Genomic DNA, 13,734 nt, shown 5'->3' with positions numbered 1-13,734 from the left:
TGCGGCATCCACGGTCAGGCGGCTGTCGTGTACGTCACGGGTGTCACCGTGCGCATCGTGCAGGCCGTAGACCAGGGTGGGCTCATCGATGTCGCCCAGCAGTTCGCGGAACAATGCTTCATCGGCTTGGGGATCGGCGCCCAGGCGCGCCTGGGCCACATAATTGCGGTAAGGCACGCTGGCCTCGGCGAGCGGGCGGCCCTGCAGCACAGCCGTGATTTCCGCCACCAACTGCTCGACGGCGGCGTGGTCAAGGATGATGTGGTGGATCAGCAACGTGGCTTGCAGGCCCGTGTCGGTCTGCTCGGGCAACAGCCGCACCAGCGGGGCCTGGCCAAGGCCGATACCCGTGCAGGCGGGTGCGCAGTGCATGCTGGCGGCAAGCGACGGCACCGTATGCCAGACCACTTGCACCGGTTCTTCCAGGGTTTGCCAGTGAATGCTGGTGCGCAAGATGTCGTGGCGGGCAATGACCTGGTCGAGGGCGGCGGCAAAAGCGTCCAGTTCGGCTTGGCCAGGGAAGGCGAAGCGCGCTTGCAACACATACGGGTCGGCGCCGTCGCTGGCCAGGTGGTGGTAGAGAATGCCCTGCTGCAACGGCGCCAGGCCGTAGATGTCCTGAATGTTCTGGATACCGCCGGGCACCTGCGCGACCAGGGTGTCGATGGCCGCCTGCGACAGGTCGGCCAGCGGCAGCATGGCCGGGGTGATCGCCGTGGTCCCCCGGACAATACGGTTGGCCGGCACCGCCACGCGTGTGTCAGCGCCCAGCGCCGCGGCGAGCGCAGCCAGGGTGGGTTGGCCGAACAACACGCGGATATCGGCGTGCAGGCCTTGGGCACGCAGGCGCGCGGTCAGGCTGACGGCCAACAGCGAGTGCCCGCCCAGTTCGAAGAAGTTGTCATGCCGCCCTACCCGCTCTACGCCCAGCAGCTCGGCCCACAGGGCCGCCAGCAGGTGTTCGGTGTCGCCTTGCGGGGCCTCGAACGGGCGGTCCTGGAGGGGGCCGGGGGCTGGCAGAGCCTTGCGGTCGAGCTTGCCGTTGGGGCTCAGCGGCAGGGCCTGCAGGTGCATGAACTGTGCCGGCACCATGAATTCGGGCAGATGGGTGAGCAATGCGCTGCGCAGGGTGTCCACCGGTTGTGCGTCGCCAGTGTAGTAGGCAACCAGGCGCTGGTCGTGGGCCAGCACCACCGCCTCCTTGACGCCTTCGATGGCCGTGAGGCCGGCCTGGATTTCACCCAGTTCGATGCGCAGGCCACGCAGTTTGACCTGGTCGTCGTTGCGGCCGAGGTATTCGATGTTGCCGTCGGGCAGGTGGCGTGCCAGGTCACCGGTGCGGTACAGGCGTGCGCCGGGTACGAACGGGTCGTCGATGAAGCGCTCGGCGGTGAGTTCGGCACGGTTGAGGTAGCCCCGGGCCACCTGCACGCCGCCGATGTAGAGCTCGCCGGCTACCCCCTGGGGCACTGGTTGCTGCTGGTCGTCGAGGATGTACAGGGTGGTGTTGGCGATGGGTTTGCCGATCGGGGTGTTGTCCGGGGAGGTGGTGCAGTGCCAGGCGCTGACATCCACCGCGGCTTCGGTCGGGCCGTAGAGGTTGTGCAGCTCGACGGTTGGCAGCTGAGCGTGGAAACGCCGTACCAGATTCCCCGGCAACGCCTCACCGGAGCAGATCACACGTATCAAGGGTAGGCGCGGCATTGTGTTGTGATCGGGCTGCGCGGCTGTCCCGGCGGTAATGATGTCTGCTTGGAAATCCTGGGGCCGCTGTGCGGCCCTTTCGCGACACGAGGCCGCTCCCACAGGGGCCTGCGTAGCAGCCCCGGCGACAGGGGCTGTCGAGGACAGGAACACGTCGAGCATCGAGGGTACGAAATGCAGGGTGGTGACGTGCTCGCGGGTGATCACCTCGCGTAGGTATTCGGGGTCACGGTGCCCACCGGGGCGGGCCATGACCAGCCGTGCACCGGTCTGCAACGGCCAGAGGAATTCCCACACCGACACGTCAAAACTGAACGGGGTTTTCTGCAGCACCACGTCGGCCGCATCCAGGCCGTAAGCGTCCTGCATCCACAGCAGGCGGTTGACGACACCCGCGTGCTCGTTCATCACGCCTTTCGGCAGCCCGGTCGAACCGGAGGTGTAGATCACGTAGGCCAGGTGCCGGGCATTCAGCCCTGCTACAACCGGGTCAACCACAGGCTGATCCGCCCAGCTCGGCTGGTCCAGATCAATGAGCAGACCCGCTTCCGGCACGTGCCGGGTAGCCGCATGCACCAGCACCGCCACCGGCGCGCTGTCGGTCAGCATGTGCCGCACGCGCTCGGCCGGGTAATCCGGGTCCACCGGCACATAAGCGCCACCGGCCTTGAGAATGGCCAGCAGCCCCACCACCATCGACAAGCCGCGTTCGACGCAGATGGCCACGCGATCGTCCGGTTTGACCCCCAAGCCGATCAAGTGGTGCGCCAGGCAGTTGGCCTGCTGGTTGAGCTGGTCGTAGGTCAGCTCGCCCTCCTCGGCCCTGACCGCCAGCGCCTCGGGGGTGCGCCGAACCTGCGCCTCGATCAGGCCGTGCAAGGTCTGCCCGAGGTCGTAGGCGACGGCTGTGTCATTGAACCCGGCCAGCACCCGCTGGCGTTCCTCGGCCTGCAGCACCGGCAAGCGCTGCAACGCCAGTGCCGGTTCATGCTCCAGGGCCTGCACCATGGCCTGCAACACTTGCTCCATTTGCCCGCAGATACGCGCAGCGCCAACGCCGGCAGTGGTCATGGCCACCAGGCGGAAGCCTTCGCCCAGGTCATCCACGTTCAAGCTCAATGGGTAGTTGGTACGCTCCTGTCCCTGCAGCACCTCGATGCCGTCCCAGCCCTGGCGCTGCGCCGTGTCGGGCTGGGCACCGTGGCGGTAGTTGAGCATGGCGCTGAACAGCGGCAGCGGCGCGGCGACGCCACTGCAACGTTGCGCCAGGGCCAGCGAGGCATGCTCGTGGGCCAGCAGGCCACTGAGCGACTGGTGGGTGGCATGGGCCGCCTCGCGCAGGCTGACGCCGGCGAGGTCGATGCGCAGTGGCAGGGTGTTGATGAACATCCCAAGCGCGCGCTCGGCACCCTCGCCGCCCTGCAGACGCCCCAGCAACACGGTACCGAACACTACGCTGGGCTTGCCACTGGCCGCGGCCAGCAAACGCGCCCAGGCCAGGTGGAACAGGCTGGCCACGCTGATGCCCAACTGCCGCGCCTGGTGGCGCAAGCGGCCGGCCAGGTCGGCAGAAAGGGGCAACTTGGCCTCGTGGATGTCGCGGCCATCGCCTTGCACGTCACTCAGGCCGAACGGCAGGGTTGGCTCGTCGATATCAGCGAGCTGCCCACGGAAGAACGCCTCGTGCCCGGCCTGGCTGATGCCCAGGCGCGCCTGGGCTACGTAGTTGCGGTACGGCACAGGGGCATGGGCCGGGGCCGCAGCGCCCTGCAGGTGGGCACTGAGCTCTTCGCCAACCACGTCGAGCGCCGTGTGGTCGAGCACGATGTGGTGGAACTGCAAGGTGGCCTCGATCGGGCCGTCGGCGTCGGTGTACAGCAGGCGCAACAGCGGCGCCTGGCTCAGGTCGAATTCAGTGCTGGATGGGCTGTTGTCGCCGCCTGACTGCGCAACCGGTGCGACGGCCCGCAAGACCACTTGCACCGGTTGCGGCAGGCCCTCCCAAAGAATGGCCGTGCGCAGCACATCGTGCCGGGCGATGACCGCGTCCAGCGCGCTGGCGAACGCGTGCAAGCGTTCACGGCTGGCGAAGCGTAGCTTGGAGAACAGCACGTAGGGGTCGTGCTCGGCACTCAGGTGATGATAGAGAATCCCCTCCTGCAACGGCGCCAACGGGTAGATGTCCTGCACGTTGGCGGCGCCGCCTGGCACCTTGGCGACAATAGCGTCGATGGCAGGCTGGTCGAGGTCGATCAGGCTGAGCAGCTGCGGGGTGATCTGCGTGCAACCGGATGGAATTCGGTTTTCCGGCACTTCCACACCTTGCTCGGCACCGAGCGTGGAGGCCAGTGCGGCAATGGTCGGCTGGCCGAACAAGGTCCGCACATCGACCTGCAAACCTTCCAGGCGCAAGCGCGCGGTCAGGCTCACGGCCAGCAGCGAGTGCCCACCCAGCTCGAAGAAGTTGTCGTGCCTACCCACCTGCTCAACCTCCAGCAGCTCGCGCCACAACCGCGCCAGCAAGGCCTCGGTGTGGCCCACAGGGGCCTCGTAAGGTCGCCTTTGCAAGGCCGTATCGGCCGCTGGCAGTGCCTTGCGGTCAAGCTTGCCGTTGGGGGTCAGGGGTAGCTGTTCAAGGTGGATGTACTGGGCCGGCACCATGTACTCGGGCAGCCGGGCCAGCAATGCCTGGCGCAGGTCATCGACCGGCTGTTCCGTACCCGTGTAGTAGGCGACCAGGCGCACGTCGTCCACCGCGAGCACAACGGCCTCGCGCACGTCGGCGAGTTGTGCAAGGCAGGCTTCGATCTCGCCCGGCTCGATGCGCAACCCACGCAGCTTGATCTGCTCGTCGCAACGGCCAAGGAATACCAGGTTGCCGTCCTGGTTCAGGCGCACCAGATCACCACTGCGGTACAGGCGCTCACCTTCGACGAACGGGCTGGCGATGAAGCGCTGCGCCTGCTGCTCAGGCAGCCCCAGGTAACCCCGCGTTACCCCGGCGCCGCCAATGTGCAGCTGCCCGGCCACACCATACGGCACCAGTTGGTCGTCGCTGTCGAGCACGCAGAGCCAGGTATTGTCGATCGCCTGGCCGATGGGCAGGCTGCCTTGAGGGAGCGCGGCATCTGGCTGCAAGGTCCAGGCGCTGCAGTCCACCGTGGTTTCGGTAGGGCCGTAGACGTTATGCAGGCGCACCTGCGGCAAGCGCTGGCGCACTTGGGCCGCCAGCGCTGCGCTCAGCTCACCGCCGCCACACACGATGTCGGTCAGGCTGTTGCAGTGGCGGCTCTCGGGCTGCTCGATGAACTGTTGCAGCAAGGCCGGCACGAACTGGACCACCGCCACCGCCTGCGCCTGCACCCGCTGCACCAGGTAAGCCGGGTCGCGCTGGCCATCCGGGCGCGCCAGCACCAGGCGCAAGCCGCTGCACAGCGGCCAGAACAGCTCCCAGACCGAAGCATCGAAGCTGACCGGGGTCTTGTGCAGCACACCGCCCTCGCCCACGTGTGGGCACAAGCGGCGGCTCCAGTGCACCAGGTTGACCACGTTGCGGTGCTCGACCATCACCCCCTTGGGCACGCCAGTGGAGCCCGAGGTGTAGATCACATAGGCCAGGTGCCGGGCGCCCAGTCCGGGGATGCGCGGGTTGCTGATCGGTTGCTGCTGCCAGCACGGCTGGTCCAGGTCGACCCATGGCAGGTCCAGGGTGCCAGCGATGTCGCGCGTGGCACCGTGTACCAGCACGGCCAGCGGTGCGCTGTCGGCCAGCATATGGCGAATACGCTCGGCGGGGTAACCTGGGTCGACCGGCACATAGGCAGCGCCGGCTTTGAGAATGGCCAGCAGGCCAACCACCATGTTCAGCCCACGCTCGACACAGATCGCCACCCTGGCATCGGGTTGGGCCCCTAGCCCGACCAGGTGGTGGGCCAGGCGGTTGGCCTGTTCGTCGAGCTGGCGGTAACTGATTTCGCCTTCTTCGGCCACCAGCGCAACGGCATCGGGGGTACGGCGGACCTGGGCCTCGAACAGGTGGTGCAGCGGCTGCTCAAGGTCATGCGGCTGTGGCGCAGGGCGTTGCAGCAGCTGTGCGCGCTCCGCCGCGCTGAGCACGCACAACTGTTGCACCGGCGTGCCCGGCGCGTGCTCCAGCGCGTCCAGCAGGCCGACCAGCACCTGTTGCATCTGTTCGCACAGGCGTTGCGCACCGACCTGCGCGGTGACCTGCGCACTGATGCGCAGGCCGTCACCCAGGTCATCGATGTTCATGCTGATCGGGTAGTTGCCATGCCCGCGCGGGGGTAATACCTCCACGCCTTCCAGCGCTTGCTCATGTGCCTGCAGCTCGCTGGCCGTGGCGCCATGGCGGTAGTTGAGCATGGCGCTGAACAGCGGTGTGGGCGCGGCCACGCCGCTGCAACGCTGGGCCAACGCCAACGCCGCGTGCTCATGCACCAGCAGTGCCGCCAGCCGTTGGTGGGCCTGGCGCACCCCTTCGCGCACATCCAGGCCCTGCAGGTCGAGGCGCAGGGGCAAGGTGTTGATGAACATGCCAAGGCCGCGATCGGCACCGGCCCCACCCTGCAGGCGGCCCAGCAGGACGGTGCCGAATACCACGCTGGACTTGCCACTGGTGCCCGCCACCAGCCGTGCCCAGGCCAGGTGCAACAGGCTTGCAGCACTGACACCCAGCTGGCGCGCCTGGCTGCGCAGGCGCTGGTACGCAGCCGGTTGCAGGGCCACGCTGGCCTGTTCGAACTGGCTGGCCTGGAGCTGCAAGTCGGTCAGCCCATAGGGCAAGGTAGGTTCGTCGATATCGGCCAGTTGCGCGCGGAAGAACGCCTCGTGGTCAGCCTCGCTGACGGCCAGGCGTGCCTGAGCCACGTAGTTGCGGTAAGGCACCGGGGCCTGCGTGGGTTGCAGGCCGTGCAGGTGGTCGCGAATTTCAGCCAGCACCGCTTTCATGGCGGTGTGGTCGAGCGCGATATGGTGGAACAGCAAAGTGGCTTCGATGGGGCCCTCTGCGCCGTGATAGTGCAGGCGGATCAGCGGGGCCTGGCTCAGGTCAAAGGCGGTGCGGGTGGCCGCGCCTGTGGCAACCGGGGCGACCGTGCGCAGCACCACCTGGACCGGCTGTGCCAGGCTGTCCCAGAGCACGGCGGTGCGCAGCACATCGTGGCGGGCGATGACCTTGTCCAGGGCGCCGGCAAAGGCTTGCAGGCGGGCCAGGCTGTCAAAGCGGATCGGCCATTGCAGCAGGTAGGGGTCTTCGCCGGTCGCACTCAGGTGGTGGTAGAGAATACCTTCCTGCAACGGCGCCAATGGGTAGATATCCTGCACATTGGCGGCGCCGCCAGGTACCGCTGCAACAATGCGCTCCAGCGACGCCTGGTCCAGGGTCAGCAACGGCAGCATGTCCGGGGTGAGCTGTGTGCAGCCAGGCGCAATACGGTTTTCCGGAACGGCCACTTGCCGGTTCTGGCCTATGGCAGATGCCAGCGAGGCGACCGTGGGCTGGCCAAACAGCACCCGCACATCGGTTGGCAGGCCTTGTTGGCGCAAGCGCTCGATGAGGCTCACCGCCAACAGCGAGTGGCCACCCAGCTCGAAGAAGTTATCGTGGCGCCCTACCCGGTCGACACCCAGCACATGCGCCCATATGGCCGCCATGGCGACTTCGGTCTCGCCCACAGGGGCTTCGTAGCCGTGCCCGACCAGGTCGGTAGTGTCCGGGTCGGGCAGCGCGCGGCGGTCGAGCTTGCCATGGGGGGTGAGCGGCAGTGTTTCCAGGCGCATCAGCGCCTGCGGCACCATGTAGGCCGGCAGGCAGGCTTGCAAGGCCTGGCGCAGGTGGTCGACCGTCACAGCGGCGCTTGCGGTGAACCAGGCCAGCAGGCGTTCGTCGCGGACCAGCACCACCGCATCACGCACGCCCGGCTGGGCAGCCAGCGCGGCCTCGATCTCGCCCAGCTCCACGCGCACACCGCGGACCTTCACCTGGTCGTCATTGCGGCCCAGATAGTCCAGCGTCCCGTCGGTATTCCACCGCACCAGGTCACCGCTTCGGTACATCCGCGCGCCCGGCAGGCGGCTGAACGGGTCGGCCAGGAAGCGCTGTTGGGTCAGCTCAGGGCGGTTGAAATAACCCCGTGCAACCTGCGCGCCGCCAATGTACAGCTCGCCAACCACACCGGCAGGCACCGGTTGCCGGCGCTCATCCAGCACATACACCCGGGTATTGGCGACGGGTTTGCCGATGTGCAGCGCCGCACCGGGCTGCAAGGCCCCCGAAGTCGCGACCACGGTGGTTTCGGTGGGGCCGTAGTTGTTGACCACGGCAAAGCCAGGGTCGCGGTCGAACTGGCGCAGGCGGTCGCCACCCACCAGCAAGGTACGCAAGGTCGGGTGCTGTACCGGGCGACGCAATGCCTGCTCGGCCACCGGGGTGGGCAGGAAGCTCACCGCCAAGGGCTGTTGCTGCCACCAGTCCAGCAGTTCCTCCACGTGCTCGTTGCCGACCGCTGCCGGCGGCAGGTGCAGGGTGGCCCCGGCGCACAAGGCCGGCCAGACCTCCCAGGCCATGGCGTCAAAACCGAAGCCGGCCACGCTCGAGGTACGGGTACCGGGCTGCACGGCAAATGCCTGGCAGTGCCAGTGCACGAGGTTGAGCAGGGTGTGGTGCTCGACCATCACGCCTTTGGGTTGGCCGGTGGAGCCCGAGGTGTAGACCAGGTAGGCCAGTTGCTGGGCACCCAGCCCAGGTACTTGTGGGTTGTCGCTGAGGCTGTGGTAAGCCGCTGGCGAATCCAGGTCGAGCCGAGGAATAGCGGTCGCCAGCCCGGTGGTTTGCGTGTCGGCCAGTACCAACCGTGGGGCACTGTCGGCCAGCAGGTAGGCAATGCGCTCGGCTGGGTACCCCGGGTCTACCGGCACGTACGCCGCGCCGGCCTTGAGCACCGCCAACAGGCCGACAATGCGTTCGCAGTGGCGCCCGAGGCACAGTGCAACGCGGTCACCACACTGCACGCCCATGGCGATCAGCTGGTGCGCCAGCTGGTTGGCACGCCGGTTCAGATCGCCGTAACTGAGCGTTTCCTCACCCTGGCTTACTGCGCTGGCGTCTGGCGTGCGGGCGGCCTGGGCCTCGATCAACGCATGCACCGTGGTCGCCGGGGGGAAGGCTTGCGCGGTGGCGTTGAAGCGGCCGAGCAACTGCTGACGGGCGTCTTCGTCGAGGATGGACAGGCCGTTCAGTGGGGTGCCCTGGCTGAGCTCCAGGGCCTGGACCAGTTCGGCGACGGCGTTGCACATCCAGGCCGCCACCCGCGCGGCGCCAATGCCAGGCACAGCCAGAACGCTGAACGTGAACCCCTGGCCCAGGTCGTTGACGCTGAGGGTCAAGGGGTAGTTGCTGCGCTCCTCGCCACCCAGCAGCCGCACTCCCTCCCATATGCCCTCGCCTTCACGCGGCGCATCGTCGGCACTGTGCCGATAATTGAGCAAGGCGCTGAACAACGGCGCTGAAGCGGGCACGCCGCTGCAGCGCTGGGCCAAGGCCAGCGGTGCGTGCTCATGGGCCAGTAGCGCTGCCAGGCTGCGGTGGGCGGCGCGCACGGCGCTGGCGACTGGCTGCCGCGTGTCGACCCGTAGCGGCAAGGTATTGATGAACATGCCCAGGGCGCGGTCGGCGCCCTCGCCCCCTTGCAGGCGGCCCATCAGCACGGTGCCGAAGACCACGTCGTCGCGGTTGGCCAGCACGCCGAGCACACGGGCCCAGGCCAGGTGCATCAGGCTTGCGGCGCTGACCCCCAGCTGCCGGGCCTGGCTGCGCAAACGCCCGGCCAGCCCAGCGTCGAGGGCTTGCGTGGCACTCTGCACAGCACGGCCGTCGCCCTGCACGTCGGCATGGCCCAACGGCAAGGTCGGCTCCTCGACGTCGGCCAGCATGTCACGGAAGAACGCTTCATGCCCGCCCTGGTCGCCCAGGCAAGCCTGGGCCACATAGTTGCGGTACGGCACCGGCGGCGGCAGGCTGTGGCCCTGGCCGAACAGCAGCGCCCGCATTTCACGGGCCACCACGTCCATGGCGGTGTGGTCGAGGGTGAGGTGATGGAACAGCAGTACCGCCACCACTTGCTGGTTGGCCGGGTCGAGGCTGTAGTACAAGCGGGTCAGCGGGGCCTGGCCCAGGTCCATGCGGTGGTGGCGGGCGTCAAAGCGCGCGTGCAACTGGTCGATACGGGCCACGCCGGGCTGCTCGGGCAGGTCATCGACTTCATGAACACCCAGCAGTGCCTCGCGCCATACCACCTGCAGGGGCTGCGGCAGGCCCTGCCAGAGCACGGCCGTGCGCAGGATGTCGTGGCGGTCGATCACCTGTTGCAACGCCCCGGCCCAGGCCAGCAAGCGCTCCACGCTGTCGAATGCCAGGCGCGTCTGCAGCAGGTAGGGGTCGCCTTGCTCCGCGCTCAGGTGGTGGTACAGCACCCCCTGCTGCAGTGGTGCCAGGGGGTAGATTTCCTGCACGTTGGCGGCGCCGCCCGGCACGCTGGCAACCACTTGGTCGATGACCGTCTGCTCCAGCTCGACCAGGCTGAGCATGCCCGGGGTGATGCGCTCGGCGCCCGGCGGGACGCGATTGGCGGGCACGGCGATTTCCGCACCGGCCCCCACGACAGCAGCCAACGCCAGCACGGTCGGTTGGGCAAACAGCACCCGTACATCAATGACCATCCCTGCGCCACGCAACCGCTCGACCAGCGTAACGGCCAGCAGCGAATGGCCGCCAAGTTCGAAGAAGTTGTCGTGCCGCCCCACCCGCTCGACACCCAGCACCTCGGCCCAGACCTGCGCCATGGCCGTTTCGGTAGCGCCTTGCGGCGCCTCGTATTGCTGGCCGAACAGTTCGCCAGTGGCCGGTTCCGGGAGCGCGCGGCGGTCAAGCTTGCCGTGGCTGGTCAACGGCAGTTCGGCCAGGCGGGTGAACGCCACCGGCAGCATGTGTGCAGGCAGGCAGGCGCGCAGCGCCTCGCGCAGGGTGTGCGGGTCCAACGGGGTGGTTTCGGTGTACCAGGCCAGCAGCCGTTCGCCCCGCACCAGCACCACGGCCGCGTCTACGCCCGGTTGCGCCGCGAGGGCGGCTTCGACTTCACCCAGTTCGACCCGCACGCCGCGGATCTTCACCTGGTCGTCGTTGCGCCCGAGGTAGTCAAGGGTGCCATCGCTGTTCCAGCGCACCAGGTCGCCGCTGCGGTACATGCGGGCATTGGCCTGGGAGCTGAACGGGTCGGCCAGGAAGCGCTCTTCGGTCAATGCTGGGCGGTTGAAGTAGCCACGCGCCACTTGCGCACCGCCGATGTACAGCTCGCCGGCGACGCCCACGGGCACAGGTTGCAGGCCCTGGTCGAGCACATAGAGCCGGGTGTTGGCAGTCGGCCGGCCGATGTGCAGTGCATTACCTGGGCTGAGCAGCCCCGAGGTGGCCACGACGGTAGTCTCGGTCGGGCCGTAGTTGTTGACCACGGCAAAGCCTGGGTCGCGGTCGAACTGGCGCAGGCGGTCACCACCGACCAGCAGGGTGCGCAAGGTGGGGTGCTGATGCTCACGGCGCAAGGCCTGCTCGGCCACCGGCGTAGGCAGGAAGCTGACCGTCAGCGGCTGCTGCAGCCACCAGTCGAGCAGTTCGTCGACATGCTCGTTGCCAATGTGTGCCGGTGGCAGGTGCAAGGTGGCCCCGGCGCTCAGGCTTGGCCACACCTCCCAAGCCATGGCATCGAAGCCGAAACCGGCAAGGCTCGAAGCCTGGCTGGCGTTGTCCACGGCAAACGCCTGGCAATGCCAGTGCACCAGGTTGGCCAGGGCATGGTGCTCGACCATCACCCCTTTGGGTTGCCCGGTGGACCCGGAGGTGTACACCAGGTAGGCCAGCTGCTGCGCATCCAGCCCCGGCACCTGGGGGTTGCTGTCGTCGGTGGCATAGGCCTCGGCCTGGTCCAGGTCCAGCCGCGGCACAGCGCCGGGCAAGCCGTTGACGGTGGTTTCCGCCAGCAACAGCAGCGGCGCGCTGTCGTCGAGCAGGTAGGCAATGCGGGCGGCCGGGTAACCCGGGTCAATCGGAACGTAGGCCGCACCGGCCTTGAGCACGCCAAGCATGCCCACCAGCCGCCTGGCGTTGCGCGGCAGGCACAAGGCGACCCGGTCACCCAGTTGCACACCCCGCGCGCGCAACTGGTGGGCCAGCTGGTTGGCCTGGCGATTGAGTTCACCGTAGCTCAGCGCCTGGCCGGCCTGCAGCAGCGCCGGCGCGTCGGGTATATGGGCAGCCTGGGCCTCGACCAGCGCATGTACGGTGCTGCCCTGCGGGTAGTGCCGGGCGCTGTCGTTGAACCGTTGCAGCACCTGCTCGCGCTCCTCGGCCGGCAACACGGCCAGCGCTTGCAACGGCGTGCCCGGTGCCTGTTCCAAAGCCTCCACCAGGCTGGCCAGCACCTGTTCGAACTGCGCGCACAGGCGCGGCGCATGCCATTGGGGCAGGCTCTGCACCGTCAGGCGCAGGTCCTCACCCAGGTCATCGACACTGACGGTCAGCGGATAATCGGTACGTTCTTCGGCGCCGACAATATCGATGCCGGGGGCAACCGGTATGATCTCGGCCGCGTCGCCCGCGTCACTGTGGCGGTAATTGAGCATGCTGTTGAACAGCGGCGCCGGTGCGGCCACGCCGCTGCAACGCTGGGCCAGCGCCAACGATGCCTGCTCATGGCCGAGCAAGGCGCTGAGCCGGCGATGGGTGGCCAGCAGCCCGTCGCGCACGCTGTGCTGGCCCAGGTCGATGCGCAGCGGCAAGGTATTGATGAACATACCCAGCGCCTGCTCGCCGCCAACTCCGGTGGTCATGCGGCCCAGCAACACGCTGCCGAACACCACGGCCTGGCGTGCCGAGAGCTGGCCGATCAACCGGGCGAAACCCAGGTGCAGTACGCTGGCCGGGCTCACCCCCAACTGCCGGGCCTGGGCACGCAGGCGCTGGCTGAGCGCCGGCGCCAGGGTCAGGCGTGCCTGCTGCAGGGGCTGGTCGACCTTGTCCTGCTGGCCGAAGGCGAGCGTGGGCTCATCGATGTCACCCAGCATTTCACCGAAGAAACGTTCATGGGCCTGTTCGTCGAGAGCCTGGCGCGCTGCCGCCAGCACATTGCGAAACGGCATGGGTGGCGGTAGCTGCGCACAGGTGCCGGCAAGGTGGGCCTGCAGTTCGCGGCGCACGATGTCCAGCGCGGTGTGGTCCATGATCACGTGGTGGAACATCAGCAGCGCGACCCATTGCTCGCCCTCGCCCTGGGCATGCACCAGTTGCATCAACGGCGCCTGGCGCAGGTCGAGCCGGTAGTGACGCGGGTCGAAGCGCTGGCACAGGCTGGCCAGTGCGTGGCTGCCGGCCAGCGGCAAGGCCTCGCGGACCAGTGCAGCTTCACGCCAGACCACCTGTACCGGGTTGTCCAGGTACTCCCAGTGCACGGCGGTACGCAGAATGTCGTGCCGCTGGATGACCCATTGCAGCGCCTGGGCAAAGGCCTCCAGGTGCTCCTTGCTGGCAAAATGCAGTTGCACCTGCGACAGGTACGGGTCGCCCTCGCTGGCGGCCAGGTGGTGGTAAAGCATGCCCTGCTGCAACGGTGCCAGCGGGTAGATGTCCTGCACGTTGGCAGCACCGCCCGGCACCTGCTCGACAATGCGGTCGATGGCGGCCTGGTCCAGGGTTACCAGTGGCAGCATGTCGGGGGTGATGCGAAAGGCCGGGCTGAGCCAGTCGTCATCCTGTTCGGCAAGCATCTCCAGCAAGGCCGGCTTGTGCCGTGACAGCGCCTCCCACAAATGATCGTCCAGGGTTTCGTCGTCACCGAGGACGATCAGGTCATGGTCTTCACGCTGGAGTCGAATTGCACGGGTGGAAAGAGCTGCCATCAGTTCGCTGAAGTGCATCGGTAAGCATCCTGCTTTGCCTGGAAATAAGGTTGGGGGACACGCTAA

Annotated in this window: 1 protein-coding gene (cut by a window edge); it reads right to left on the bottom strand. The window is 67.6% G+C overall.

The genetic code is table 11. From position 1 onward, the window contains the following. Window positions 1–13,686 carry the 5' portion of a non-ribosomal peptide synthase/polyketide synthase gene (locus K4A76_RS11570; RefSeq protein WP_274412222.1) on the bottom strand. 8,877 nt of this gene lie to the left of the window's left edge, so 13,686 of the gene's 22,563 nt are visible here — the first part of the coding sequence; its start codon is at window positions 13,684–13,686; its stop codon lies off the left edge, out of view. Between the last annotated feature and the right edge of the window lie 48 nt (window positions 13,687–13,734).

This window comes from Pseudomonas sp. NEEL19 (assembly GCF_028751975.1).
In the GTDB taxonomy this organism is placed as follows: Bacteria; Pseudomonadota; Gammaproteobacteria; order Pseudomonadales; family Pseudomonadaceae; genus Aquipseudomonas; species Aquipseudomonas juntendi.
This window is presented reverse-complemented; position numbering and strand designations above follow the sequence as displayed.